This window comes from Pseudomonas sp. BYT-1, assembly GCF_023611805.1.
Lineage (GTDB): Bacteria > Pseudomonadota > Gammaproteobacteria > Pseudomonadales > Pseudomonadaceae > Aquipseudomonas > Aquipseudomonas guariconensis.
Genome location: NZ_CP072559.1, coordinates 337,263 through 363,668, shown reverse-complemented (window position 1 = coordinate 363,668; position 26,406 = coordinate 337,263). Strand labels below are relative to the sequence as shown.

General features: G+C 63.2%; 29 protein-coding genes. 17 read left to right on the top strand and 12 right to left on the bottom strand.

From position 1 onward, the window contains the following. Positions 1-14: 14 nt before the first annotated feature. Positions 15-431, bottom strand: coding sequence for an NINE protein (locus J5X93_RS01725; RefSeq protein WP_043208605.1), 417 nt, complete (start codon positions 429-431; stop codon positions 15-17). A 167-nt stretch (positions 432-598) separates the two neighbouring features. Between J5X93_RS01725 and J5X93_RS01720 the strand changes: the two genes are divergently transcribed. Beyond that, positions 599-1,228, top strand: coding sequence for a C40 family peptidase (locus tag J5X93_RS01720; RefSeq protein WP_043208607.1), 630 nt, complete (start codon positions 599-601; stop codon positions 1,226-1,228). 163 nt (positions 1,229-1,391) lie between these two features. Here the strand turns inward: J5X93_RS01720 and J5X93_RS01715 are convergent, their stop codons facing one another. Beyond that, on the bottom strand, positions 1,392-2,390 hold the full coding sequence (locus J5X93_RS01715; RefSeq protein ID WP_182816986.1) for a type IV pilus twitching motility protein PilT: 999 nt from the start codon (positions 2,388-2,390) through the stop codon (positions 1,392-1,394). A gap of 66 nt (positions 2,391-2,456) precedes the next feature. Here J5X93_RS01715 and J5X93_RS01710 point away from each other — a divergent pair, with 66 nt between their 5' ends. The 9 genes from J5X93_RS01710 (at position 2,457) to J5X93_RS01670 (ending at position 9,032) form a co-directional block, all read left to right on the top strand. Beyond that, complete coding sequence (locus J5X93_RS01710) at positions 2,457-3,143, top strand: YggS family pyridoxal phosphate-dependent enzyme (RefSeq protein ID WP_043208611.1); 687 nt, start codon at positions 2,457-2,459, stop codon at positions 3,141-3,143. A gap of 38 nt (positions 3,144-3,181) precedes the next feature. Next, positions 3,182-4,000 (top strand): pyrroline-5-carboxylate reductase, encoded by an 819-nt coding sequence (proC, locus tag J5X93_RS01705; RefSeq protein ID WP_043208613.1) that lies wholly within the window; start codon positions 3,182-3,184, stop codon positions 3,998-4,000. Between the two features lie 10 nt (positions 4,001-4,010). Further along, entirely contained in the window at positions 4,011-4,598 is a 588-nt protein-coding gene (locus J5X93_RS01700; protein ID WP_043208615.1) for a YggT family protein, read from the top strand. Positions 4,599-4,685: 87 nt separating this feature from the next. Further along, the gene (gene metX / locus J5X93_RS01695; protein ID WP_070571721.1) at positions 4,686-5,825 is read left to right on the top strand and encodes a homoserine O-succinyltransferase MetX; all 1,140 of its coding nucleotides are present in this window, start codon (positions 4,686-4,688) and stop codon (positions 5,823-5,825) included. Positions 5,826-5,832: 7 nt separating this feature from the next. Further along, positions 5,833-6,453: a methionine biosynthesis protein MetW gene (gene metW, locus J5X93_RS01690; protein ID WP_043208620.1), complete on the top strand. Its 621-nt coding sequence runs from the start codon at positions 5,833-5,835 to the stop codon at positions 6,451-6,453. A 31-nt stretch (positions 6,454-6,484) separates the two neighbouring features. Beyond that, complete coding sequence (locus J5X93_RS01685) at positions 6,485-6,919, top strand: DUF4426 domain-containing protein (RefSeq protein WP_043208621.1); 435 nt, start codon at positions 6,485-6,487, stop codon at positions 6,917-6,919. After that, the gene (gene rdgB / locus J5X93_RS01680; protein ID WP_043208624.1) at positions 6,916-7,512 is read left to right on the top strand and encodes an RdgB/HAM1 family non-canonical purine NTP pyrophosphatase; all 597 of its coding nucleotides are present in this window, start codon (positions 6,916-6,918) and stop codon (positions 7,510-7,512) included. The genes J5X93_RS01685 and rdgB overlap by 4 nt, the downstream gene beginning before the upstream one ends. Continuing rightward, the gene (hemW, locus tag J5X93_RS01675) at positions 7,509-8,696 is read left to right on the top strand and encodes a radical SAM family heme chaperone HemW (RefSeq protein WP_102081428.1); all 1,188 of its coding nucleotides are present in this window, start codon (positions 7,509-7,511) and stop codon (positions 8,694-8,696) included. The genes rdgB and hemW overlap by 4 nt, the downstream gene beginning before the upstream one ends. Before the next feature lie 9 nt (positions 8,697-8,705). Further along, entirely contained in the window at positions 8,706-9,032 is a 327-nt protein-coding gene (locus J5X93_RS01670) for a DUF3392 family protein (protein ID WP_043208627.1), read from the top strand. Between the two features lie 45 nt (positions 9,033-9,077). Here J5X93_RS01670 and J5X93_RS01665 read toward each other — a convergent pair whose 3' ends face one another. The 5 genes from J5X93_RS01665 to J5X93_RS01645 all read right to left on the bottom strand — a co-directional run bounded on the left by J5X93_RS01665 (position 9,078) and on the right by J5X93_RS01645 (position 12,896). After that, the gene (locus J5X93_RS01665) at positions 9,078-10,484 is read right to left on the bottom strand and encodes a hypothetical protein (RefSeq protein ID WP_250034324.1); all 1,407 of its coding nucleotides are present in this window, start codon (positions 10,482-10,484) and stop codon (positions 9,078-9,080) included. Positions 10,485-10,641: 157 nt separating this feature from the next. Next, the gene (gene trmB, locus J5X93_RS01660; RefSeq protein ID WP_043208629.1) at positions 10,642-11,364 is read right to left on the bottom strand and encodes a tRNA (guanosine(46)-N7)-methyltransferase TrmB; all 723 of its coding nucleotides are present in this window, start codon (positions 11,362-11,364) and stop codon (positions 10,642-10,644) included. Between the two features lie 9 nt (positions 11,365-11,373). Further along, the gene (locus J5X93_RS01655; protein WP_043208630.1) at positions 11,374-12,168 is read right to left on the bottom strand and encodes a thiazole synthase; all 795 of its coding nucleotides are present in this window, start codon (positions 12,166-12,168) and stop codon (positions 11,374-11,376) included. Between the two features lie 52 nt (positions 12,169-12,220). Continuing rightward, positions 12,221-12,421, bottom strand: a complete 201-nt coding sequence (gene thiS, locus J5X93_RS01650; protein WP_028689131.1) for a sulfur carrier protein ThiS — start codon at positions 12,419-12,421, stop codon at positions 12,221-12,223. A 103-nt stretch (positions 12,422-12,524) separates the two neighbouring features. Further along, entirely contained in the window at positions 12,525-12,896 is a 372-nt protein-coding gene (locus J5X93_RS01645) for a DUF423 domain-containing protein (RefSeq protein WP_043208631.1), read from the bottom strand. A gap of 64 nt (positions 12,897-12,960) precedes the next feature. On the opposite strand from J5X93_RS01645, the gene mtgA reads away from it, so the two are divergent. Beyond that, the gene (gene mtgA / locus J5X93_RS01640; RefSeq protein WP_250034323.1) at positions 12,961-13,659 is read left to right on the top strand and encodes a monofunctional biosynthetic peptidoglycan transglycosylase; all 699 of its coding nucleotides are present in this window, start codon (positions 12,961-12,963) and stop codon (positions 13,657-13,659) included. A gap of 96 nt (positions 13,660-13,755) precedes the next feature. Here mtgA and rpoH read toward each other — a convergent pair whose 3' ends face one another. From rpoH to ftsY, 4 genes are all read right to left on the bottom strand, one after another. Beyond that, positions 13,756-14,610, bottom strand: a complete 855-nt coding sequence (gene rpoH / locus J5X93_RS01635; RefSeq protein WP_043208632.1) for an RNA polymerase sigma factor RpoH — start codon at positions 14,608-14,610, stop codon at positions 13,756-13,758. 112 nt (positions 14,611-14,722) lie between these two features. After that, positions 14,723-15,748 carry a permease-like cell division protein FtsX gene (gene ftsX / locus J5X93_RS01630; RefSeq protein ID WP_250034322.1) on the bottom strand — a complete coding sequence of 342 codons (1,026 nt, stop codon included), beginning with the start codon at positions 15,746-15,748 and terminating at the stop codon, positions 14,723-14,725. Beyond that, the gene (gene ftsE / locus J5X93_RS01625; RefSeq protein ID WP_043208636.1) at positions 15,745-16,416 is read right to left on the bottom strand and encodes a cell division ATP-binding protein FtsE; all 672 of its coding nucleotides are present in this window, start codon (positions 16,414-16,416) and stop codon (positions 15,745-15,747) included. Before ftsE ends, ftsX begins: the two co-directional genes overlap by 4 nt. After that, a complete protein-coding gene (gene ftsY / locus J5X93_RS01620) occupies positions 16,413-17,903 on the bottom strand; it encodes a signal recognition particle-docking protein FtsY (protein WP_250034319.1) in 1,491 nt (496 codons plus the stop codon). Before ftsY ends, ftsE begins: the two co-directional genes overlap by 4 nt. A 230-nt stretch (positions 17,904-18,133) precedes the next feature. Between ftsY and J5X93_RS01615 the strand changes: the two genes are divergently transcribed. From J5X93_RS01615 to J5X93_RS01590, 6 genes are all read left to right on the top strand, one after another. After that, positions 18,134-19,489, top strand: coding sequence for a M16 family metallopeptidase (locus J5X93_RS01615; RefSeq protein ID WP_090343382.1), 1,356 nt, complete (start codon positions 18,134-18,136; stop codon positions 19,487-19,489). Further along, positions 19,482-20,978 (top strand): M16 family metallopeptidase, encoded by a 1,497-nt coding sequence (locus tag J5X93_RS01610; protein ID WP_090343385.1) that lies wholly within the window; start codon positions 19,482-19,484, stop codon positions 20,976-20,978. The genes J5X93_RS01615 and J5X93_RS01610 overlap by 8 nt, the downstream gene beginning before the upstream one ends. Then, positions 20,978-21,580: a 16S rRNA (guanine(966)-N(2))-methyltransferase RsmD gene (gene rsmD, locus J5X93_RS01605; RefSeq protein ID WP_043208640.1), complete on the top strand. Its 603-nt coding sequence runs from the start codon at positions 20,978-20,980 to the stop codon at positions 21,578-21,580. Before J5X93_RS01610 ends, rsmD begins: the two co-directional genes overlap by 1 nt. A gap of 72 nt (positions 21,581-21,652) precedes the next feature. Beyond that, positions 21,653-23,014, top strand: a complete 1,362-nt coding sequence (locus tag J5X93_RS01600; protein WP_349666376.1) for a M16 family metallopeptidase — start codon at positions 21,653-21,655, stop codon at positions 23,012-23,014. Continuing rightward, positions 23,011-24,417, top strand: coding sequence for a M16 family metallopeptidase (locus J5X93_RS01595; protein WP_250034315.1), 1,407 nt, complete (start codon positions 23,011-23,013; stop codon positions 24,415-24,417). The genes J5X93_RS01600 and J5X93_RS01595 overlap by 4 nt, the downstream gene beginning before the upstream one ends. Positions 24,418-24,477: 60 nt before the next feature. Next, positions 24,478-25,470, top strand: a complete 993-nt coding sequence (locus J5X93_RS01590) for a hydrolase (protein ID WP_043208643.1) — start codon at positions 24,478-24,480, stop codon at positions 25,468-25,470. A 49-nt stretch (positions 25,471-25,519) separates the two neighbouring features. On the opposite strand, the gene J5X93_RS01585 is transcribed toward J5X93_RS01590, so the two are convergent. Further along, complete coding sequence (locus tag J5X93_RS01585; protein ID WP_102081422.1) at positions 25,520-26,374, bottom strand: sulfurtransferase; 855 nt, start codon at positions 26,372-26,374, stop codon at positions 25,520-25,522. Positions 26,375-26,406: the final 32 nt, after the last annotated feature.

The window sequence follows — 26,406 nt, the reverse complement described above, 5'->3', positions numbered from 1 at the left end:
AGGCCTTTTTTCTGTCAGCGGCGCTGGGCGTTGACCTGGGAGATCTGGCTGTTCAAGGTCCAGAAATCGTACAGCACACCAATCAGGAACAAGCCCCCGGTGAGCAGATAGATCAACGCGCTGATCCACTTGCCCAGGTACAGCCGGTGCACGCCGAAGATCCCGAGGAACGTCAGGAAGATCCAGGCCAGGTTGTAGTCCACGCGACCGGACTGAAAGCGCATGTCCGCCTCACGGTCCATCGACGGAATCAGGAACAGGTCGATCAGCCAGCCGATACCGAGTAACCCCAGGGTGAAGAACCAGATCGTCCCGGTGATCGGCTTGCCGTAGTAGAAGCGGTGCGAGCCGGTGAAACCGAAGATCCACAAGAGGTAGCCAAGGACCTTGCTGTGGGTGTCGTGCAGCCCACCCTGTTGATAACCGTTCATGCTTGTCCTCCGTGGGTTAGCAAAAAATTTTCTAACGGAAAATGTGACTTTTCCGTGGGAAGCCGACGTATGGTACCCGCGCAATCGACCAACGGAGCAAAAAATCACCCGAAGCTGTTATAGAGTTGCGCGCCACAGCCAACACATACCTAAAAAGAGCTTCAACTATGCCGCCTCTGTTCAAGACATGGCTGACCCTCTGCCTATTGTTGCCCCTGGCCGCCCACGCCACCAATCGTGAGCAACGTCTTCCCAATGGTTTCACCGGCTATACCACCAACGCCTCGGTGAAACACGCGCCGGTCAAATACAGCACCTTGCGCGCCCGCCCAAGCAATGCCGCCAAGGCTTCGAGCAATCTGCCCGTCGTGGCCATGTCGGCCAAGCAGAGCAGCAACGTGCTCAGCCGCGCAGTGAATGTACTGGGCACGCCCTATCGTTGGGGCGGCAGCAGCCCGAGCAAGGGCTTCGACTGCAGCGGCCTGGTCAAGTACGCCTTCACCGATGTCGCCGACGTCGACCTGCCGCGCACCTCCAATGCCATGGCCAAAGGGCACGGCGTCAAAGTCGCAAAAAGCGACCTCAAGCCTGGCGACCTGATCTTCTTCAACATCAAGAGCCGCCGGGTCAACCACGTCGCCATCTACCTGGGCAATGACCGCTTCATCCATGCGCCACGCACCGGCAAGCGGGTGAGCATCGACACCCTGAGCAAGCCGTACTGGCAGAAGCACTACGTGGTGGCCAAGCGCGTGCTGCCTAAAGAACAGCAGACCCTGGCCCTGGCCAAACGCTGACCTGCCCCTCGGTGGAGCCCAGGTTCTTCGAACTGCCTGACATCACCGGGACTGCTGCTCGGCCCATTCGCCGGTGAACCCGCTCCCACAAGAACCGCGCCAATCCCAGCTCCGCGCGGTGGGTGGAGGCGGTTTTATCCGCGAATGGGCCGAAGATCCAACCTCAGCCTGACGCGATCAGCCCCGCCCCCTGCAATTGCTGCATCGCCATCTCCATCGTCCTCATCCCCGCCGCCGCTCCGGTCTGCATCACTGAATGCAACTGCGCCATGCGACCTTCACGGATCAGGTTGCGTACGGCGGGCGTAGCCACCAGCACTTCCCTGGCCGCCACACGCCCGCCATCCAATCGTCTGATCAATGTCTGCGCCACCACCATGCGCAGCGACTCCGCCAGCATGCCCCGCACCAGAGCCTTTTCCTCTGGCGCAAACACCTCCACCAGGCGGTCGATGCTGTTCACCGCCGAGCGGGTATGCACCGTCGCCAGCACCAAGTGCCCCGTTTCCGCAGCGCGCAAGGCCAGGCGGATGGTTTCCAGATCACGCAGCTCGCCGATCACGACTACATCCGGATCCTGGCGCAATGCACTGCGCAGGCCTTGGGCAAAATTTCGGCAGTCGCGGCCGATCTCGCGCTGGTTGACCAGACTGCGCTGGCCGCTGTGGATAACTTCGATGGGGTCTTCGAGGGTGACGATGTGCAGCGCCTGCGTTCGATTGAGCTGATCGATCAGAGCCGCCAGGGTCGATGACTTGCCGCTGCCTGTCGGCCCGCCGACCAGCACGAGGCCATCGCGCCACTGGGCAATCGCTTGAAACACTTCCTCTAGGCCCAGCTCATCGAGCCTGGGAATGCGAGCCGGCAGCAGTCGCAGGCTCACGCCTGGCCCACGATGCTGGCGATAGAGGTTCGCACGCACGCGCACGGCGCCTGGCAGTATCAATGCGATATCCAACTCATCGCCCTGCGCCCACTGGCGGCGCTGGGCTTCATCGAGCAGCGGAGCAAAGCCATCGTTCAGGGTCGCAGCCGCCAGAGGCGGCAGATCCAGGCGCTGCAGCTCGCCGTCCAGGCGCAGCACCGGTACTTCGCCCGTCGCCAGGTGCAGGTCGCAAGCGCCCGCAGCCACGGCCCGGGCCAACAGGTCGGTCACATCCATGAGACTCCCCAAAGGCCATCAAGCAGGTAGAATGCCGCAGACCACTGAGCCGTCGGCATCGATTCCATGTCCACCATAGCAGACAACCTGTCCGCCCTCGCCGCTCGCATCGACAGCGCGGCCAAGGCTGCCGGACGCGACCCGGCCAGCATTCAACTGCTGGCGGTGAGCAAGACCAAACCCGCCAATGCCGTGCGCGAAGCCCACGCCGCTGGCGTGCTCCACGTCGGCGAAAACTACCTCCAGGAAGCCTTGGCCAAGCAGGAAGAATTACGCGACCTGCCCTTGACCTGGCACTTCATCGGCCCCATCCAGTCGAACAAGACCCGTTCAATCGCCGAACATTTCGACTGGGTACACTCCGTGGACCGTCTGAAGATCGCCCAACGCCTGTCCGAACAACGCCCTGCCGACCTGGCACCGCTGAATGTCTGCCTGCAGGTGAACGTCAGTGGCGAGGACAGCAAGTCCGGCTGCCAGCCAGCCGATGTGCCGGCCCTGGCCAGTGCCATTGCCAGTCTGCCCGGCCTGCGTCTGCGGGGCTTGATGGCGATCCCCGAACCCACCGAGGACCGTGTCGCCCAGGAAGCGGCCTTCGCCACCCTGCGCCAGTTGCAGGAGGGCCTTGGACTGGGCCTGGACACCTTGTCCATGGGCATGAGCCATGACCTGGAAGCGGCCATTGCACAGGGAGCGACCTGGGTGCGCATCGGTACCGCCCTGTTCGGTGCCCGCGACTACGGACGCCCCTGATTCCATGCTTTACTCACTCTTTCCTTCAAGGACCTGACATGAGCAAGACACGTATTGCCTTTATCGGCGCCGGCAACATGGCCGCCAGCCTGATCGGCGGCCTGCGTGCCCAGGGTCTGGACGCCGCGCAGATCCGCGCCAGCGACCCGGGCGCCGAGACCCGGGCCAAGATCCAGGCCGAGCACGGCATCGAAGCCTTCGAAGACAACGCCCAGGCCATCGCCGACGCGGATGTGATCGTTCTGTCGGTCAAACCGCAGGTCATGAAGGCCGTGTGCCAGGCTCTGCAGCCCAATCTGGCGCCAGGTCAACTGATCGTTTCCATCGCCGCCGGCATCACTTGCGCCAGCCTGCAAGCCTGGCTGGGCCCACGCCCGGTGGTTCGCTGCATGCCCAACACTCCGGCCCTGTTGCGCGAAGGCGCCAGTGGCCTGTACGCCACCGCCGAGGTGTCTGCCGAGCAGCGGCAGCAGGCCGAGCAACTGTTGCGCGCCGTGGGCACCGCCCTGTGGCTGGACCAGGAGCAGCAACTCGATGCCGTCACCGCCGTCTCCGGCAGTGGTCCGGCTTATTTCTTCCTGCTGATCGAAGCCATGACCGCAGCCGGCGAAAAACTTGGCCTGCCGCGTGAAACCGCCTCGCAGTTGACCTTGCAGACCGCACTGGGCGCCGCACGCATGGCCGTCTCCAGCGACGTGGACGCCGCCGAGCTGCGTCGGCGCGTCACCTCGCCAGCCGGTACTACGGAAGCGGCGATCAAATCGTTCCAGGGCAACGGCTTCGAGGCGCTCGTCGAGCAGGCACTGGAGGCCGCGGCAAAACGTTCCGCCGAGCTGGCCGAGCAATTGGGCAAATAAGGAGCTGTCGATGAATGCATTGTCCGGCGCCATGATCTTCGTGGTGCAAACCCTGGTCAGCCTGTACCTGGTGATCGTCCTGCTGCGCTTCGTGCTGCAACTGGTCAAGGCCGACTTCTACAACCCCCTGAGCCAGTTCGCGGTGCGCGCCACCCAGCCGCTGCTCAAGCCGCTGCGCCGCATCATCCCCAGCATCGGCGGCCTGGACACCTCGTCCTTGCTGCTGTCGGTGGCCATCCAGGCGCTGTTGATGGCCTTCGTGATGATGTTCGTGCTCTACAGCTACAGCCCGCTGCAACTGGTGATCTGGGCGATCATCGGCGTGACCTCGCTGTTTTTGAAGATCTTCTGGGTGGCGATGATCGTCATGGTGATCGTCTCGTGGGTCGCGCCCAACAGCCACAACCCTGCCGCCGAACTGGCCTACCAGATCAGCGAGCCGGTGCTGGCGCCGTTCCGCAAGCTCATTCCTAACCTGGGCGGGCTGGATATTTCGCCGATCTTCGCCTTCCTGGCGATCCAGGTCATCCAGTCCTACGCCATGCCGGTACTTGCCGAATATGTCGGCATGCCGGAGATCCTCTGGCGCATGATCTGACCCTGGTGTTTCCAGCGGCAAGCCTTTGCTTGCCGCTGGGGATAGCGCTCTTTAGACTTACGCCTCCGTCAAGCGTGAGCAGGGTCGATGTCCACTGTCTTTCCCGAAGATTCCGTTGGTCTGGTAACACCGCAAATTGCCCGGTTCGATGAGCCGCTGGCGTTGGCCTGTGGCCGTTCGCTGGCCAGCTACGAGCTGATCTACGAGACCTATGGCACCCTCAACAGCACCGCCAGCAATGCCGTGCTGATCTGCCATGCGCTCTCCGGCCATCATCATGCCGCAGGCTATCACGCCCCCACCGACCGAAAGCCCGGCTGGTGGGACAGCTGCATCGGCCCCGGCAAGCCGATCGATACCAATCGCTTCTTCGTGGTCAGCCTGAACAACCTCGGCGGCTGCAACGGCAGTACGGGGCCGAGCAGCGTCAACCCTGCCACCGGCAAGCCCTATGGCGCCGACTTCCCGGTCCTGACCGTCGAAGACTGGGTACACAGCCAGGCGCGGTTCGCCGATCGCCTCGGCATCCAGCAGTGGGCGGCGGTGGTCGGCGGCAGCCTGGGCGGCATGCAGGCCCTGCAATGGACCATCAGCTACCCGGACCGAGTACGCCACTGCGTGGACATCGCCTCGGCGCCCAAGCTCTCGGCACAGAACATCGCCTTCAACGAAGTCGCCCGCCAGGCCATCCTCACCGACCCTGAGTTCCACGGCGGCTCGTTCCAGGACAAAGGCGTGGTGCCCAAGCGCGGCCTGATGCTGGCGCGCATGGTGGGCCACATCACCTACCTGTCCGATGATTCGATGGGCGAGAAATTCGGTCGCGAACTCAAAAGCGACAAGCTCAACTATGACTTCCACAGCGTCGAGTTCCAGGTCGAGAGCTACCTGCGCTATCAGGGCGAGGAGTTCTCCGGGCGCTTCGATGCCAATACCTACCTGCTGATGACCAAGGCGCTGGACTACTTCGACCCGGCCGCCACCCACGGGGGGGACCTGGCGGCAACGCTGGAGCATGTCACGGCGGACTACTGCATCATGTCGTTCACCACCGACTGGCGCTTCTCGCCGGCGCGTTCTCGAGAAATCGTCGATGCACTGATGGCCGCGCGCAAGAACGTCTGCTACCTGGAGATCGACTCACCATACGGGCACGATGCCTTCCTGATCCCCACGCCTCGCTACATGCAAGGTTTCGCGAACTACATGAACCGCATCGCCATCTGAGGACAGCATGAGAGCCGACCTGGAAATCATCCACGACTGGATCCCCGCCGGCAGCCGGGTACTCGACCTGGGCTGCGGCAACGGCGAGCTGCTGGCCTCGTTGCGCGATCGCAAGAACGTCACCGGCTACGGGCTGGAGATCGACGCCGACAACATTGCCGCCTGTGTGGCCAAAGGTGTCAACGTCATCGAGCAGGACCTGGACAAAGGCCTGGGCAACTTCGCCAGCAACAGCTTCGACGTGGTGGTCATGACCCAGGCCCTGCAGGCCGTGGAATACCCTGACCGCATTCTGGACGAAATGCTGCGGGTGGGCCGCGAGTGCATCATCACCTTCCCCAACTTCGGCCACTGGCGTTGCCGCTGGTACCTGGCGACCAAGGGCCACATGCCCGTCTCGGACTTCATGCCGTACACCTGGTACAACACGCCGAACATCCACTTCTGTACCTTCGCCGACTTCGAGGACCTGTGCCACGAACGTCGCGCCAAGGTGATCGACCGCCTGGCGGTCGACCGTCTGCACCGTAATGGGTGGGCAGGCCGGCTTTGGCCTAATCTTCTAGGAGAAATCGGTATCTATCGCGTCAGCAGCCGAGGCCTGCAGGAACATCAGGTCGCGGTCTGACATCGAGCCCATCCCACTGGAGGATCGCACCATGCGTCGCCTTGCACTTTTCTTGATCAGCCTGTGCCTGGCCTTGCCAGTTCTGGCTGCAGACCCCGCCAGGCCGGAACGCAAGGAAGTCTTCGGCGACGTGACGGTCCACTACAGCGCCTTCACCTCAAGCATGCTGCAACCGGATGTGGCCGCGGCCACGGGCCTGACCCGCAGCAAGAATCAAGGCGTGCTCAATATCGCCGTGCTCAAGGCCGGCAAGCCAGGCATGGCGGTGGTCAGTGGCACCGTAAAGGACCTCACCGGGCGTAGCAGCCCGTTGTCGTTCAAGCAGATCACCGACCAGGGCGCGGTCTACTACATCGCCCAGTTCAAGATTGACCAGGCAGAAACCCTGACCTTCGACCTGAACGTCGAGACCGGCGGCGTCAGCCACAAACTCAGCTTCAACCAGGAAGTGTTCCCAGGCGAATGATGAATTTCCAACAGCTCGTATTGGCCAGCCACAACGCCGGCAAACTCAAGGAACTCCAGGCCATGCTCGGCGAGTCCGTGCAACTGCGTTCGATCGGCGAATTCAGCCAGGTCGAACCGGAGGAGACCGGCCTGTCGTTCGTCGAGAACGCCATCCTCAAGGCACGCAACGCTTCTCGTATCTCCGGCCTGCCGGCCCTGGCCGACGATTCGGGCCTGGCAGTGGACGCTCTGGGCGGCGCACCGGGCATCTACTCGGCGCGCTATGCCGACGGCAAGGGCGATGCGGCGAACAACGCCAAGCTGCTCCAAGCACTCCAGGATGTACCCGCCGCAGAGCGCGGCGCGCAGTTCGTCTGCGTGCTGGCCCTGGTGCGTCACGCCGATGACCCGCTGCCGATTCTGTGCGAAGGGTTGTGGCATGGCAGCATCTTGTTCGAGGCCAGCGGCGAGCACGGGTTTGGCTACGACCCGTTGTTCTGGGTCCCGGAGCGCAAGTGCTCCAGCGCCGACCTCAGCCCTGTCGAAAAGAACCAGCTCAGCCACCGCGCCCGCGCCATGGCCCTGCTGCGTCAACGTCTGGGCCTGGCATGACCGAAACGTTGTCCACCCAGCTGCGCCATTGCGGCGCGGCAGGTTTCGCCGCACTCCCACCTCTGGCCTTGTATATCCATATTCCCTGGTGCGTGCGCAAATGCCCTTATTGCGACTTCAATTCTCACGCTGCCGGGCCTGATCTGCCGGAAGAGGCGTACGTCGATGCGCTGCTGACCGACCTTGATCAGGAGATGGCTGCGGTCCAGGGACGCCCCATCAGCTCGATCTTCTTCGGCGGCGGCACTCCAAGCCTGTTCAGCGCCAAGGCTTTGGGGCGTTTGCTGCGCGGCGTGGAGCAGCGCATCCCGTTCGCCGTCGACATCGAAATCACTCTGGAAGCCAACCCAGGGACCTTCGAGCAAGAGAAATTCAAGGCGTACCGGCAAACCGGCATCAATCGCTTGTCCATCGGCGTACAGAGCTTCCAGCCCGCCAAGCTCCAGGCCCTGGGGCGTATACACAACGGCGACGAGGCGATCCGCGCCGCGGACATGGCACGCGCAGCCGGCTTCGACAACTTCAACATGGACCTCATGCACGGCCTGCCCGACCAGTCCCTGGACGACGCCTTGGCCGACCTGCGCCAGGCCATCGAGTTGGCGCCGACGCACCTGTCCTGGTACCAGCTGACGGTGGAGCCGAACACGGTGTTCTGGAACCAGCCGCCGGAGCTGCCCGAAGACGACATTCTCTGGGACATCCAGGAAGCCGGCCAGGCCCTGATGGCGGCGAACGGCTTCCAGCAGTACGAGGTCTCGGCGTATGCGCAGCCGGGCCGGGCCGCGCGCCACAACCTCAACTATTGGCGTTTCGGCGACTTCATCGGCATCGGTGCCGGGGCCCACGGCAAACTGACCTTTGCCGACGGCCGCATCCTGCGCACCTGGAAGACCCGCCTGCCCAAGGACTACCTGAACCTGGCCAAGCCGTTCAAGGCCGGCGAAAAGCTCCTGCCCGCGCAGGAGTTGCCGTTCGAGTTCCTGATGAACGCCCTGCGCCTGACCCAGGGTGTGGAAGCCGACCTATTCACCCAGCGTACCGGCTTGCCCCTGTCGCAGCTGGCAGAGGCCCGGCGCGAGGCAGAACGAAAGGGCCTTTTGCAGGTCGAACCGGATCGATTGGTGGCCACACCACGCGGCCAGTTGTTCCTCAACGACCTGTTGCAGTATTTCTTGACCTAAGGATGACCCATGGATTTGGTACTTGACCTGCTCGCGACCGTCTCCCGCTGGAGCCGCAGCAACCTGTCGGAGATTTCCCTGGCCTTGGTAGGCTGCATGCTGGTGCTGTTTGGCACCGACATCAAGGGTTGGGTGGAGCAACGCCTGGGCGGCCTGGCCGGCGCCCTGCGCGTCCCCTTCATGGCATTGCTGGTGATGATCGGCAGCGGCGCGGCGCTGATCTACGCAACGCCGTGGGTGGTGAAGGGCTTGGCCCAGTTCAACAACTATGCCCTGGCGCCGGTATTGCTGGTGGTACTGGTATTGATCGGCGTGGTGGCTGATCGACGGGGGTAAATGAACGGGTGCGCGGCGGCAGGCCTGCTTGCGCCCCCATTCAAATCAGGGTTGCAACCGTACCTCTATGGGTACAGAGCGCTGCCCGGCATGATCAATGCCCACTGCACACAGCCGTGTATCCTGCCCGACCACGATCTTTCCCGTTGCCGTAGCGGGTAAATCACCGTAGTTCTGAAGGCTCGCGCAATCAGTGCCCTGCCAAGGGCCCAGCTTGAATTCCACCCTTCGGAACAAGAGGTGCCTGGAGGGAAAACGCACTCGGTAGGCCTTGCGCCCGTGATGATCATAGTAAGGTGCGCTGATTTTCAGCTCCGGCTGCGCGGCCGGCCCCGGCTGGAGCACTACCACCGGCAGAGCCACAGCGTTACGGCTAGCAGGCTCGGGAGCACTAGCCTCACGCCCCCAAATGCACAACGCCAGCACCGTGGGATTGGTTGGTGAAAGAGTGAATCCCTCCAAGTGTAGATTCAGCGCAACGCCCGATGCCTGTGGCGCGCCATACCCATTCGATTCCTCGCACTGCTCCGGCCACTGCGCAAGCTTGGCCTGGTACAGAGAAGTCGTCGAATACACCGAAGAATCAATGAGCATTGGCGCCTGATCGGACGGCTTGTAGATCAGACGATCGTCATCGTCTTTTTCCACCACGACATTGAAGACATTGTCCAATCCACAACCTTGGGCCTCAGCGCTGAAGCGTCCCTGACGTAAGCACGCCGGCAGGAAGCTCATATCTGACGCATGGGCGCCGCCTGGCACAACGCTGTGCACGACCGCCAAGACACTATGATTGCTGGCATCCACGATCGGACTACCGGAGTCCCCGTCGTGCAGGCTGACGTCGTTCAACATCAAAAGGTGTCGGAACAAGGTTCCCTCGCCAGTCTGCATGTCGATCCAGGGCAATGCTTGTTCCGGCCAGCTGGCGACACCACTGACACTACCCTGGCACGTCGCGGCAATGATCGTTTCGCCATCAACTGCCTTGCGTCCAGCCAGAACTAAAGGCGTAATGCCCAATGCCTTGAGCGCGCCCTGCGTCTGATGCAACTCGAAAATGGCGAAGTCCAGACCTCGACGCGAGGCAAATCGCACGTGGGCGACCTCGAAGGTCGCGTCTGGAAGGTCCCGGAATCTGACCAGACCGATCCCCGTCAGTTGCGTAGCGACCTGATCGAACACGTCGAGCACCGCATGCCCGCTGCCCACCAGCAAGGCCGGCGCGGCGTCGTTGCCGCTGTCGATCAGAAACGCCGTGCTCTTCTCGACTTTGCGCAAACCGAAATGCAGGCCACTGTCGCTGAGCGAGCGCTGGTACATCGCAATGGCAGAGGTATCCAGCCCGCCCCCAACGGCAGCGGATTCAGCGAAGACCAGCGTCGGAACGCCCAGCAGGGCACCGACCAACAGCGAACGCAGCAATGATGAGAGATAGCGCTGTGTGTACATATTGAGCCTCCTGGCGTCTCCGGGCGTCGTTACCCGAGGTCAGGAGGCTCACATAGCGCATGAGCTGCGGTGACATATCATGCGCTACGCACCTGCCAAAGCAGGATGGTCAAGCAACAGACAGGTAAGAGAAAGCGTGCGGCGCTCCTCTGAAGGATCAGGCCAGCTTTTCGAACTTCAAATCCCACACCCCATGCCCCAGTCGCTCGCCACGGCGCTCGAACTTGGTGATCGGGCGTTCCTCTGGGCGCGGCACGTAAGTCCCGTCGGCGGCCTGGTTGCGGTAGCCCGGGGCGACGCTCATCACCTCCAGCATATGCTCGGCATAGGGCTCCCAGTCGGTAGCCATATGGAACACACCACCCACCTTGAGCTTGCGACGCACGAGCTCAGCGAACTCCGGTTGGACAATACGGCGCTTGTGGTGGCGCGCCTTGTGCCATGGGTCCGGGAAGAACAGCATCAAGCGGTCGAGGCTGTTGTCGGCCACGCAGCGGTTGAGCACTTCGATGGCGTCACAATCATACACACGCAGGTTCTTCAGGCCCTGAGTGAGCACACCGTTGAGCAGTGCACCGACACCAGGACGGTGTACTTCGACACCGATGAAGTCCTGCTCAGGCGAGGCAGCGGCCATTTCCAGCAGGGAATGGCCCATGCCAAAGCCGATCTCCAGGGTACGCGGCGCCGAGCGCCCGAACACCTGGTCGTAGTCCACCGGGCTATCGGCCAGGGGCAGGATGAACAGCGGACCGCCCTGTTCCAGACCACGCTGCTGGCCTTCAGTCATGCGCCCGGCGCGCATCACGAAGCTCTTGATGCGGCGGTGTGGGCGCGCTTCGCCGTCGGTGGTAATCGGCGTTTCTTGCGATTCAGTCATCAGAGGCTCTTACTTGATCAGACCTTCCAGCGGCGACGAGGCGCTGGCATAGAGTTTTTTCGGCATGCGCCCGGCCAGGTAGGCCATGCGACCGGCGACGATCGCGTGCTTCATGGCTTCGGCCATCAGCACCGGTTGCTGGGCATGAGCGATGGCCGAGTTCATCAGCACTGCCTCACATCCCATTTCCATGGCGATGGTCGCGTCAGAGGCCGTACCCACGCCCGCATCGACCAGCACCGGTACCTTGGACTCTTCCAGGATGATTTGCAGGTTGTAGGGGTTGCAGATACCCAGGCCAGTGCCGATCAGACCTGCCAGCGGCATCACCGCGATGCAGCCGGCTTCAGCCAACTGGCGGGCGATGATCGGATCGTCGCTGGTGTAGACCATCACGTCGAAACCGTCCTTGACCAGCACTTCGGCGGCCTTGAGGGTCTCGATCACGTTGGGGAACAAGGTTTTCTGGTCGGCCAGGACTTCCAGCTTCACCAGATTGTGGCCATCGAGCAGTTCTCGGGCCAGGCGGCAGGTGCGCACTGCCTCGACCGCGTCGTAGCAACCGGCGGTGTTCGGCAGGATGGTGTAGCGATCGGGAGGCAGCACGTCGAGCAGGTTCGGCTCGCCCGGGTTCTGGCCGATGTTGGTACGGCGCACGGCAACGGTGACGATTTCGGCACCCGAGGCCTCGATGGCCAGGCGGGTTTCTTCCATGTCACGGTACTTGCCGGTGCCAACCAGCAGGCGCGACTGGAAAGTGCGCCCGGCCAGGGTGAAGGGCTTGTCGCTACGAACGTTGCTCATCGTGGATCCTCGGGAAAAGGTTACGGGACTTGCAGGTGAATCACCGGGCGGATCAGCCGCCACCGATGGCATGGACCACTTCGACCTGGTCGCCTTCACTGAGCCGCGTGCTTTCATGCTGGCTACGCGGGACGATATCCAGGTTCAGTTCCACCGCCACTCGGCGACCAGCGAGCTCCAGCCGACCCAGCAGGGCAGCGACGCTCTCGCCATCGGGCAATTCGTAAGGTTCACCGTTCAGTTGAATGCGCATGCGCACGGCCACCATTGTGCTTTGGGGGTCGGCATTCTAGCCCTGATCCGCACTTCAACCCAAGGCCAGCCAACGCCATTAGTCGCGATTGTGGACCACTTGGTCAGCTCAGGCGCCAGGCCGCCAGACCCAGGCACAACCAACCGGCCAGAAAGCACAGCCCGCCGATGGGCGTGATGATGCCAAGCTTGCCCAGGCCGCTGAGGGTCAGCACGTACAAACTACCGGAGAACAGCAAGATTCCGACGGCGAACAGGCCACCGGCCCAGCCGATTAACCGACCCGGTAGGTGCACAGACAGCAGCGCGACGCCGAACAGCGCCAAGGCATGCACCAACTGGTAGGTCACGCCGGTGTGAAAGATCGCCAGGTAGTCGGCCGTCAGGCGGTTCTTCAGGCCGTGGGCGGCGAAGGCGCCCAAACCGACCCCGGTGAAGCCGAAGAAAGCGGCGAGCATCAGGAAGCTGCGAAGCATGGGACGACTCCTCGAAAGGGGTCTGTATAATGGCCCGTTCCAACGGTCCGGCCAAGCCATCACCATGCTGTCATCCCTAATCCGTCGCATCGCCCGCGCCCTGCTCTGGTTCGCCGCCGGCAGCATCGTCGTGGTGCTGGCCCTGCGCTGGATACCGCCACCGGGCACGGCGCTGATGGTCGAGCGCAAGGTGCAATCCTGGATCAACGGCGAGCCGATCGACTTGCAACGTGAATGGACGCCTTGGGAGCGGATCTCCGACGACCTCAAAGTCGCGGTCATTGCTGGCGAGGACCAGAAGTTCGCCAGCCATTGGGGCTTCGACCTGCCGGCGATCCAGGCTGCACTGGCCTACAACGAACGCGGCGGCAAGATCCGGGGGGCCAGCACCCTGACCCAGCAGGTCGCCAAGAACCTGTTCCTCTGGTCCGGTCGCAGCTGGCTGCGCAAAGGCCTGGAGGCCTGGTTCACCGGGTTGATCGAGCTGTTCTGGTCGAAGGAGCGGATTCTCGAGGTCTATTTGAACAGCGCTGAATGGGGCAAGAGTGTGTTCGGGGCACAGGCCGCCGCCCGCTACCACTTTGGCGTCGATGCCAGCCGTCTTTCCCGCCAGCAGGCCGCTCAACTGGCCGCCGTACTGCCCAGTCCGCTGAAATGGAGCGCTAGCCGGCCCAGCGCCTATGTCGCCAGCCGCGCTGGGTGGATTCGCCGGCAGATGAGCCAGCTGGGTGGGCCGAGCTACTTGATGCAACTGCGTCCTTGAGTGCCCACAGCGAGGACAGCTTGCCCCCTTCATGAAGCCAAAAGAAAAGCCGCTTGCCCAAAGGCAAGCGGCTTTTCGTGTATGGCCAGGTCTTGATCAGATCGTGATCAGCGCCTTGACCTTGTTCATTGCGTTCTTTTCCAGCTGGCGAATCCGCTCGGCCGAAACACTGTATTTGTCCGCCAACTCATGCAGCGTTGCCTTTTCCTCGGCCAGCCAACGCTGATAGAGGATGTCACGGCTGCGCTCATCAAGACCCTGCAACGCAACGTGCAGGTTGCTGGTGGAGTTGTCGCTCCAGTCTGCGTCTTCCAGCTGTACGGCCGGGTCGTAGCGGTGATCTTCCAGATAATGCGCGGGCGACTGGAAGGCGCTGTCGTCGTCAGCTTCGGCCGCCGGGTCGAAAGCCATGTCCTGGCCACTCAAGCGGCTCTCCATCTCGCGCACTTCACGGGGTTCGACACCCAGGCTCTCGGCCACTCGATGGACTTCTTCATTGTTCAGCCAGGCCAGACGCTTCTTCTGGCTGCGCAGGTTGAAGAACAGCTTGCGCTGGGCCTTGGTGGTGGCCACCTTGACGATGCGCCAGTTGCGCAGAATGAACTCATGGATCTCGGCCTTGATCCAGTGCACCGCAAAGGACACCAGACGCACGCCCATTTCCGGGTTGAAACGCTTTACCGCCTTCATCAGGCCAACATTGCCTTCCTGGATCAGGTCGGCCTGGGCCAGCCCGTAGCCAGCATAGCTGCGAGCGATATGTACGACGAAACGCAGGTGGGCCATCACCATTTGCCGAGCGGCCTCAAGATCCTGCTCGTAGTAGAGACGCTCGGCCAGTTCACGCTCCTGCTCGGCCGTCAGCAGGGGAATGCTGTTGACCGTGTGCACATAGGCTTCCAGGTTTGCACCGGGAACCAGGGCATATGCAGGTTGCAACGAATTGGTCATTCAAGAACCTCCGACTTACTAAACTCGCGCCTTGTGGGCACTGCCAACATTGACCGGAAACCACGAAACAAGTTCCCAGAACGGTAGAAAAGTCAATGCTGGCGTAAAAACATTATCGTGGTGCCAGCTCGTTCAGGTGACGAGCGACCGCGATCCACGCACCGATATACCCCAACAGTAGAGCACCGATCAAGAGCGAAAGTCCATCAGACCCTGGCACACCTGCCAGGGCGAAGTCGCTCCCGTACAGCCCGGAAAGGTCCACGACCGCATCGTTGAGCCAGTCCAGCGAGAACGCCAGGATCCCCCACGCCAACACGCCGGCACCCAGGCCGTAGAGCGCGCCCATGTAGAGGAAGGGCCGGCGCACATAGCTGTCGGTACCGCCCACCAGTTTGATCACTTCGATCTCGATGCGGCGGTTCTCGATATGTAGACGAATTGTGTTACCGATTACTAACAGCAGGGCCGAAATCAGCAAAACAGCCAAGCCGAAGACGAATCGATCGCCCAACTTGAGGATCGCCGCCAGGCGCTCGACCCAGACCAGATCCAGCTGCGCCACTTCGACTCGCGGCAGCTCCGACAGCCGTTGGCGCAGGGCTTCCAAGGCCGGCTTGTCGACCTCTGTCGGCGTCACCACCACAACGCCAGGCAGCGGGTTGTCCGGCAGCTCGCGCAGGGCCTCGCCCAAACCGGACTGCTGCTGGAATTCCTCCAGCGCCTGCTCGCGGCTGACGTACTGGGCATCGGCCACACCGGGCATGCCTTTGATCTCGTCGCGCAGCGCTTCACCTTCACGGCTGCCGGCATCGAGCTTGAGGTACAGGGAGATCTGCGCGGCGCGCTGCCAGGAACCGCCGAGCTTCTCGACGTTCTTGAGCAGCAACGACAACCCCATGGGCATGCTCAGGGCCACGGCCATCACCAGGCAGGTGAAGAAACTGCCGATCGGCTGCTTGCCCAGGCGGCGCAAGCTGTCGATCAGGCTGGCGCGGTGGCTCTCCAGCCAGGCGTGCAGCAGGCTGCGAAAATCCGGGCCATCGTCATCGTGGCCGCCGCGCTGCTTGGATGGCTGCGGATCGGCAGCCTTCGGCGCGACACGCTCGGATACCTTAGGCGTACGTGTAGTGGTCATTGCCCGGCCTCCCCATCGCCGATCAGACGACCGCGCTGCAGAGTCAGCATGCGGTGCCGCATGCGCGCGATCAGCGCCAGGTCGTGACTGGCGATCAATACGGTGGTCCCCAGGCGGTTGATGTCCTCGAACACGCCCATGATTTCCGCGGCCAGGCGCGGGTCCAGGTTACCGGTAGGTTCGTCTGCCAGCAGCAAGGCCGGCTGGTGAACGATGGCACGGGCGATACCCACCCGCTGCTGCTGGCCCGTGGACAGGTCGGCTGGGAACAGCTCGCCCTTGTCGCTCAGGGACACACGCTCCAGGGCCGAGTCCACGCGCTTGGCGATCTCGGGTTTGGACAGCCCGAGAATCTGCAGCGGCAGGGCGATGTTGTTGAAGACGGTGCGATCGAACAGCAGTTGGTGGTTCTGGAACACCACGCCGATCTGCCGGCGCAGGAACGGGATCTGCGCATTGCTGATCTGCCCCAGGTCCTGCCCAGCCAACAGCAGCTTGCCGCTGGTCGGACGCTCCATGGCCAGCAGCAAGCGCAGCAAGGTGCTCTTGCCCGCGCCCGAGTGCCCGGTGACGAACAGGAACTCGCCCCGACGCGCCCGGAAGCTCAGCTCATGCAAGCCGACATGGCCATTGGGATAGCGCTTGGCAACCTGTTCGAATCGGATCATGGGTGCTCCCGCTCGGCAAACAGGGCTTTGACGAACGGCTCGGCCTCGAAGGTGCGCAGGTCATCGATGCCCTCGCCGACACCGATGAAGCGGATCGGCAGGTTGAATTGCTTGGCCAGGGCGAAGATCACCCCGCCCTTGGCGGTGCCGTCCAGCTTGGTCAGGGCGAGGCCTGTCAGCTCGACGCTCTGGTTGAAGTACTTGGCTTGGCTGATGGCGTTCTGGCCAGTGCCGGCATCGAGCACCAGCAGCACCTCGTGGGGCGCCTCGGCGTCGAGCTTGCCGATGACCCGACGGACCTTCTTGAGCTCTTCCATCAGGTTGTCCTTGGTGTGCAGGCGACCGGCGGTATCGGCGATCAGTACATCGACGCCCCGTGCCTTGGCGGCCTGCACGGCGTCGAAGATCACCGAGGCGGAATCCGCACCGGTGTGCTGGGCGATGACCGGAATCTGGTTGCGCTCGCCCCACACCTGCAACTGCTCCACCGCTGCTGCGCGGAAGGTATCGCCAGCGGCCAGCATGACCTTCTTGCCTTCGAGTTGCAGTTTCTTGGCCAGCTTGCCGATGGTGGTGGTCTTGCCGGCGCCGTTGACGCCCACGACCAGGATCACGTACGGCTTGTTCTGGACCTGGACTTTCAGCGGTTGCTCGACCGGGCGCAGCAGGGCAGCCAGTTCTTCCTGCAGCGACTTGTACAGGGCATCGGCGTCGGCCAACTGCTTGCGAGCGACCTTCTGCGTCAGGTTCTGGACGATGACCGACGTGGCTTCGACGCCAACGTCGGCGGTCAGCAGACGGGTCTCGATCTCGTCGAGCAGGTCGTCGTCGATGGCCTTCTTGCCCAGGAACAGGCTGGCCATGCCTTCGCCGATGCTGGCGCTGGTCTTGGACAGGCCCTGCTTGAGGCGGGCGAAGAAGCCGGGCTTGGCGGGTTCGGCGACAGCCGGCTCGGGTGCGGGGTCACGCGGTGTCGGTGCTGGCTCGACGGGTGCCTTGGGCGCCTCGGGAGTGGCCACCGGGGCCATCTCGACCACTGGACGCTCAGGTATGACCGGCGGGGCCTTGGGCTCCAGATCCGGGACCAAGGCCACGGGTTCCTCAGCCACCGGCAGCACCAGATTGCTCACCGGCGCTGCAGGCGCGACCACTGGCGGCACAGCCTGTACAGGCGTGGAGGCGACCGGCTCCGGAGCAGGCGCCTGCAGCGGCATGGACGCGATCGGCTCAGGCTGCGGGGCCTGCAATGGCTCGGACGCGACCGGCTCTGGGGTCGGCGCTGCAATGACCGGGGCCACCGGCTCGGCCGGAACAACCTCGGGCTGCTCTACGGGGGCCTGCGGCGCGACCGGTTCTACGGTTTGCGGTTCAGGGGTTTGCGGCTGTTCGGCGACAGGTTGCTGCGGCTTCTTGCGAAACCAGCTGAACAGGCCTTTCTTTTCGCCAGCCTCGGCCGGCGCTTTTTTGTCGTCGTTGGAACCAAACATGGAAGACGGCTATCTCAGGGTAGCGATGGGCCATCAGCGGCGCATCGGGAATTCTCTAAACGCAGAACAGACTATTTTGAATCCGGCTGGTTCATGCGCAATATTTTGTCGTCAGGCCCGCAGGCCAGAACGGCGACAGGCATGGTCGCCAGGCAACCGGATCAGTATCCTAGCACCTCCTGGCCCGCCGACGCTAAACCCTGGGGGCCGCCGTACAGGTTATCCAACGTATGAATGCTCTAGCCCGCCGCGCCGCTGGCCTGTTGCTCAGCACGCTCTGCCTGCCGTTCGCGGCCCTTGCCGCCGATCCGCAACCCACCCACGAGTTCATTCTCGACAATGGCCTGAAAGTGGTCGTGCGCGAAGACCATCGCGCACCGGTGGTGGTCTCGCAGATCTGGTACAAGGTCGGCTCCAGCTATGAGACGCCAGGCCAGACCGGCCTGTCCCATGCCCTCGAACACATGATGTTCAAGGGCAGTGCCAAGATCGGTCCGGGCGAAGCTTCGCGCATCCTGCGTGACCTGGGCGCAGAGGAAAACGCCTTCACCAGCGACGACTACACCGCCTACTACCAAGTGCTGGCCCGCGACCGCCTGCCGGTGGCCCTGGAGCTCGAAGCCGACCGCCTGGCGAGCCTGCGTTTGCCGGCCGATGAGTTCAGCCGCGAAATCGAAGTCATCAAGGAAGAGCGCCGCCTGCGCACGGACGACCAGCCCAATGCCAAGGCCTACGAGCTGTTTCGCGCGATGGCCTATCCGGCCAGTGGCTATCACACACCGACTATCGGCTGGATGGCCGACCTCGAGCGTATGAAGGTCGAGGAGCTGCGCCACTGGTATGAATCCTGGTACGCCCCGAACAATGCCACGCTGGTAGTCGTCGGCGATGTCACCCTCGACGAGGTCAAGGGCTTGGCGCAGAAGTACTTCGGCGCAATCCCCAAACGAGCCGTTCCTCCCGCCAAGCTGCCTCTGGAACTGGCCGAGCCCGGCCTGCGCCAGCTGACCTTGCATGTACGCACCCAGTTGCCAAGCCTGATCTACGGCTTCAACGTGCCCAGCCTGGCCACCGCCAAGGATGCGCGCGCGGTCAATGCCCTGCGACTGATCTCGGCCCTGCTCGATGGCGGCTACAGCGCGCGCATGCCGTCACGCCTTGAGCGTGGCCAGGAACTGGTGGCCGGCGCCTCGTCGGGCTACAACGCCTTCACCCGCGGTGACAGCTTGTTCATGATCTCGGCCACGCCGAACGTGCAGAAGCAGAAAACCCTGGCCGACGTCGAGAAAGGCATCTGGCAACTGCTCGACGAACTCAAGACCACCCCGCCCACCGCCGAGGAGCTCGAACGCGTGCGCGCCCAGGTGATCGCCGGGCTGGTCTACGACCGCGACTCCATCAGCAGCCAGGCCACCACCATCGGCCAGCTGGAGACCGTGGGCCTGTCCTGGAAGCTGATCGACAGCGAGCTGGACGAGCTCAAGCGCGTGACCCCGCAGGACATCCAGGACGCCGCACGCACCTATTTCACCCGCGAACGCCTGAGCGTTGCCCACGTACTGCCCGAGGAGTCCGCTCATGAGTGATCGCAGCGCCCCACGCTACACCCTGTTCGGCCTCGGGATCATCACCTTGGTCGTGGCCCTGGCCCTCGTGCTGGCCCGCCCGGCTCAGTCGGACAACGCCGCAAAGGCCCAGGACACGGCGGCGCGCCCGGCCAATACGTTGCAGTCGCTGGCCGAGCTGGACGGCAAGGCGCCCAGTCGGCGCCAACTGAACATCCAGAGCTGGAGCACCGCCGAAGGCGCGCGGGTGCTGTTCGTCGAAGCGCGTGAGCTGCCGATGTTCGACCTGCGCCTGACCTTCGCGGCCGGCAGCAGCCAGGACGGCGATGTGCCAGGGCTTGCGACCTTGACCAATGCCATGCTCAACGAAGGTGTGGCCGGTAAGGACGTGACCGCCATCGCCCAAGGCTTCGAAGGCCTGGGGGCGGACTTTGGCAACGGCTCCTACCGCGACATGGCCGTGGCCACCCTGCGCAGCCTGAGCACCCCGGACAAGCGCGAGCCAGCCCTGAAGCTGTTCGCCGAAGTGGTGGGCAAGCCAACATTCCCGGATGACGCCCTTAAGCGCATCAAGAACCAGCTGCTGGCCGGCTTCGAGTACGAAAAGCAGAACCCGGGCAAAATCGCCGGCAAGGCCCTGTTCAACCAGCTCTACGGCAACCACCCTTACGCCCATCCCAGCGATGGCAGTGCCGAAAGCATCCCTGGCATTAGCCTGGCGCAGCTGCGGGCGTTCCACGCCAAGGCTTATGCTGCCGGCAATGCCGTGATCGCCCTGGTCGGCGACCTGAGCCGGGCCGAGGCCGAAGCCATCGCCGCCCAGGTCTCCAGCGCGCTGCCCAAGGGGCCGGCGCTGGCCAAGCCTGCTCAGCCGGCCGAACCCAAGCCTGGCCTGACCCACATCGACTTCCCGTCCAAGCAGACCCACCTGATGCTGGCGCAGTTGGGCATCGACCGCCAGGATCCGGACTGGCCGGCGCTGTCTCTGGGTAACCAGATCCTCGGCGGCGGCGCTTTCGGCACACGACTGATGAGCGAAGTACGCGAGAAGCGCGGCCTGACCTACGGCGTGTACTCGGCCTTCAGCCCCATGCAGGTGCGCGGACCGTTCATGATCAATCTGCAGACTCGTGCCGAACTGAGCGAAGGCACGCTCAAGCTGGTCCAGGACATCCTCGCCGATTACCTCAAGACCGGCCCCACCCAGCAAGAGCTGGACGATGCCAAGCGCGAACTGGCCGGCAGCTTCCCGCTGTCGAATGCCAGCAACTCGAGCATCGTCGGCCAACTGGGCGCCATCGGTTTCTACAACCTGCCGCTGACCTGGCTCGAGGACTTCATGCAGCAGTCCCAGGCCTTGACCGTCGAGCAGGTCAAGGCCGCCATGAACAAGCACCTGGCGGCGGACAAGCTGGTGATCGTCACCGTCGGCCCGACCGTGGCGCAGAAACCACTGCCGCCGCCCACTGACAAACCCGCCGAGCAGCCGCTCGGCATACCGGAGCATTAATGGCCAAGCCATCGACCCCTGCCCGTCCGGGCCAGGCCCAGAGCAAGGGCCCAGGACACTTGCGCATCATCGCCGGCGAGTGGCGCAGCCGCCGCCTGACGGTCCCGGAAGGTGAAGGCCTGCGGCCGACACCGGACCGCGTCCGCGAGACCCTGTTCAACTGGTTGGCGCCCTATATCGAGGGTGCTCTGGTGCTGGATGCCTTCACTGGTAGCGGCGCCCTGGTACTCGAGGCCCTGTCGCGGGGAGCCAAGGATGCCGTCGCCCTGGACAGCAACCCAGCGGCCATCGCCAACCTCAAGGACAACCTGGAAGTGCTGCGCTGCCCGCGTGGCCAGATCCTGCAGACCGATGCCCTGCGCTACCTGCAAGGCCCGGCCAAACAACAGTTCGACGTAGTGTTCCTCGATCCGCCCTTCCACCAGGACCTGCTGGCCGACACCTGCAACCTGCTTGAAGACCGCCAGTGGCTGAGCGAAAGCGCCTGGGTTTACACCGAGAGCGAAGCGGCGCCTTCCACCTTGCAGATGCCCGGCAACTGGCGCTTGCACCGGGAGAAAAAGACCGGGCAGGTGCATTACGCGCTCTGGCAACGGGGCTGAATCGACGGACTGCCTACTTATGTAACGCAGATAGACCCTTTCTATCGCTGAAGCTGCTCCGGCTTATCGCCCATGAGGAGCACTTCAGCGATGATTTCTTCCCCAACTCCACCTAATCAGGCCCACACAGGTTGCGCCAGTCTCGACGTACTGGCATCAGCCAAGCCTGCCCCTTTGCACCATTTCAGGCTCGACAACGGTCTATCGGTCTACCTGCATGAAAACCACAGCGCCCCACTGGCAGCCGTCCAGTTGTGGTACCACATCGGCGCAAGCCACGAGCCACCGGGGCATTCGAACCTGTCGCACCTGCTCGAGCACCTGGTTTTCCAAGGTAGCAGTAAACTCCCGGCTGGACAGTACTCCCGATTGATCGCCCGCCTGGGCGGTGTGGCCAATGCCACCACCCATGACGACGCCACTTCGTTCGAGATGATCTTGCCTGCCTCCCGGCTGCCTGTTGCTCTGGAACTCATGGCCGATGCCATGAAGAACGCCACACTGGACCCGGCTGCATTCGAACAGGAAGTCAAAGCCGTTGCCGACGAACGCCGCTTCAGAGTCGACAATTCGCCGATCCAGCTGGCATTTGAACAGCACCGAATGCTCGCCCACGGGGACAACGCTTATGCCATGCCCAGCTTCGGATATTCGATCGACCTCGAAGAGATGAGCCTGGCATCGGTACGGACGTGGTATCAGACGTGGTATCAACCGAACAACGCGACCTTGGTGGTCGCGGGCGCGGTCGATCCCAAAGTCCTGCGTCACCAGGTAGAGACTTACTTCGCGGCCCTGCCACCCGCCCCCCTTGATGCCAAACCCGCTCCTCGGCACAGAGGCGTGCTTGCCGAACGCAGCCAGACGCTCGTTCAGCCCACGCTGGTGGATGGCCTGTTCATGTCGTTCAACGTCCCGAGCCAGGCCACAGCCCCTTCTCAGGAAACCGTCCTGGCGCTGCGCTTGCTCTGCCAAGTTCTGGGCACTGGCTACAGTGCCCGGCTGTACAGCCAACTGGTGCGTGACAAACGCCTCCTCAAATACGCTCAACTCTCCTATGACCACCACGTGCGGGGCGACACCCTGATGACGCTCTCGAGCGCCACGGTCCCGGACAGGGCCACTGCCCAACAGGCGGCTACCGAGGTATGGCAACTGATCGACACGCTTCGAACTGCTGCACTACCAGAAACAGAGCTCGAAGGTGCAAAGCTGCGCCTGCTGGCCAGGCAGTTCTACGAGCGGGACGACCTCGCGCACCAGGCGACGCTCATTGGCCATGCGGCCGCGGCCGGCCTGGATCCGGCGCTACACGATGAAGCGCCACGAATCATCCGCGACCTCACCAGCGCCACCCTGCAACGTGTCGCCAGCGAATACCTGAGGCGGGAGCGGCTGACGACAACCTACCTGCAGCACGGAGTGCCAGCATGAACGATCTCTCTTCCCCCTCGGCGAACGCCGAAACCTGCAACCCTCTTGCGCCGGACACCTTCACCGAGACGCTGGCCAACCTCGCATCGGCGCAGGCCCTGGACCTCGACCCGTTCCCGCTCGTGAAGCACGACGTACAGCATTGGCGTACGAAAGAAGGCACTCGCGTGCGTTTTCTGGCTTCACACGAACGGCCGATGTTCGACCTGGTGCTGCGCTTCAAGGCTGGCAGCGCCCTGGACGGCGATACGCCCGGTCTGGCAGCCCTGGCCCTGTACGCGCTGGACCAAGGCACTGCCGAGCTCAACGCCACCCAATTCACCGAGCGACTGGAGGGTCTGGGCGCGGTCATGAACCGGCAGGTGACCCAAGACTGCGCGATCGTCACGCTGCGCAGCCTTAACACGCCGGACCTGCGCGCTTGCGCCTTGCGCTTGATCACCGAGATGGTCGCCCGGCCTGCTTTGCGCCCAGAAGATGTCGCCAAGATCAGCGCGCGCCTTGTCGATGCACAGCAAAGCAGCCTCCAGCCTCTGCATGCACGGTTGTTCGACGCCACGATGGAGCAATTGCTCGCAGGTCATCCCTATGCCACCCCGCTGGCCGGAACACTCGATGGCCTGGGCTCCCTGACGCCAGACGATGTACGCGCCTTCCATCGACAAGCCTACTCCGCCAACAATCTCGACATCGGCCTGGTTGGCGATCTGTCCCGTGAAGAGGCCCAAGCGCTGGTAAACGATCTTACCCAGGCACTGCCGCAGCAGTGGGCCGCCGTGCCTCCGCCAGCGCTGCCAGTACCTGCCGCTGGTCCCCTGCATCTTGAGCGCCCAGGCGCCAGCACTCAGGTGCTGCTGACACTCCCGCTGCATGTCTGGCCAAAGGACGAGGATTACCCAGCCCTGCTCATGGCCACTGAAATCCTGGGAGCGGGGTTCGAGTCCCGATTGACCCCCGAGCTGCGCACACGTCGCGCGCTGACCTACAGCATCTATGCTGTATTAGAACCGATGGATGCGGGATGCCTGTGGCAGGTGAGCTGGGATATCGCACCTGAATACCGGGATGCCTCCAGGGTCCTGGTATCGAACGTGCTTGAATGCTTCATCGCCCATGGGCCCACCCAGGCCGAGTGCGACCTGGCCCTGAACCAGCTGGCGGGCAAGCTGATGCGTGGCATGGCCGACAATGCGGTGCTGGCAAACGGGTTGGCAGCATTCAGCCATCAGGGGCTGCCAGCCAATCATCTGGCGAGCTACCAGGAGAAACTCGCAGCCTTGACACCCGAGGGCATTCGACAAGCCGCTCGGGGCTGGCTCGATATAAAAAAGGCTTTCTTCGCCACCCTTGGCCCTGCCGTCGATCAGCAGCCGTTGCCCGAGCCACCGACCATAGGCGTATAGGGCAACCCCTGAAGAGGCGCTTCATGGCAAGCTAGGCGAGCACATGACGAGTTGTCCAGCATGCCAAGTCCTATCGCCCAGTTCACGCCCGCCATCGGCCTCTCCAATCCGCATCTGCAAACCTTGTGGGGCCCGCTCTGGCGTAAAACGCCCGAGTTGCATCGCACCCGCGAGCGAATGTGGCTTTCCGATGGAGATTTTCTCGACCTCGACTGGCTTGGCCCCAATCAGGTCAACGCACCCGTGGTCCTAGTGCTCCATGGCCTGACCGGCTCGTCCCACTCGCCCTATGTCAAAGGCCTGCAGCAGGCGCTGCAGGCCCATAGCTGGGCCAGTGTCGCAGTGAACTGGCGAGGCTGCTCGGGCGAGCCCAACCTGTTGACGCGCAGCTACCACTCCGGCGCCAGCGAGGATCTGGCCGAGACCATCCGTCACTTGCGTGTCCAGCGACCCTTGGCACCGCTCTATGCGGTGGGGTATTCGCTGGGCGGCAATGTGTTGCTCAAGTATCTGGGGGAAAGCGGCTCGGCCAGCCAACTGCAAGCGGCAGTCGCAGTATCGGTACCGTTTCGCCTGGACCAAAGCGCCGACCGTATCGGGATGGGTTTCTCGAAGGTCTACCAAGCGCATTTCATGCGCGAATTGCTGGCCTATGTGCAACGAAAACAGCGGCACTTTCGCGACAACGGCCATGTGGAGCGGCTGGCCGAACTGGAACGGCTCGGGTCATTGCGCAACCTACGCAACTTCTGGGACTTCGACGGCAAGGTCACCGCGCCCCTGAACGGCTTCAGCGATGCCTACGACTACTACCGGCGCTCGTCGAGTCGCTACTACTTGGGCGAAAACCGCACCCCGACGCTGATCATCCAATCCAGCGACGACCCTTTCGTCTTCGACCATAGCCTGCCGACTGCGAGTGAACTGGCGCGCGACACGCATCTGGAACTGCACAGCAGAGGTGGCCACGTGGGCTTCGTGGAAGGCAGCCTGCGCAATCCAGGGTATTACCTGGAGCGCAGGATTCCGCAGTGGTTGGTGCAGGGGGCTTGATCGTCGAAGGGATTGGCCTGTATCACGCCCCCGCTTTCCTCAGGTGGCGTCAATCACCGGTTGCCACACCGTGGCCAGGGTCGTTGATCCACTCGCTCCACGACCCGGCGTAGAGTCTGCCTAGCGGGTACCCCGCCAATGCCAGGGCGAACAAGTTGTGGCAGGCGGTCACGCCCGATCCGCAGTAGGCCACCAACTGTTCTGGCGCCCGCCCTGCCAGTTTCTGGGCAAAACGCTGCTTGAGCTGTTCGGCCGGCAAAAAGTGCCCATCCGGCCCCAAGTTGTCGGTGAAGGCCGCGCACTGAGCCCCGGGAATATGCCCGGCCACTGGGTCGATCGGCTCGACCTCACCGCGAAAACGCGGCAGGCCACGGGCATCGATCAGAGTCATTTCTGGATTGCCCAACCCCTTGGCCAGATGCTCGGCGTCGATCACCAGTTTCATGTCCGGCGCACCGGTGAAGGTGCCCTCACGCTTGGCCGGAGGGTCCAGGCTCAGCGGCTGATGCGCGGCGTGCCAGGCCTTCAGGCCTCCGTCGAGAATCGACACCCCCTCGCGTTTGCCCAGCCAGGCCAGCAGCCACCAAGCGCGGGCAGCGAAGGCGCCCGGGCCGTCGTCGTAAAGCACCACCTGACTGTCGTTGTCCATCCCCCACTCACGCAGGCGCTCGACCAGCCGTTGCGGATCCGGCAACGGGTGACGGCCCGTCACGCCCTTGACCACCGGCCCGCTCAGGTCTCGCTCCAGATCCGCGAAGTGCGCGCCGGCGATATGCCCGAGGGCGTAGCTGCGTTGGCCGTAGTCCACATCTTCCAGGGCAAAGCGACAGTCGAGGATCACCAACCCAGGCGCGCCCAGGCGCTCGGCCAGCTGCGTTGGGGTGATCAATTGCGCAAGAGGCATGACAATCTCCTGATCGATAGCACGAAAGCCCG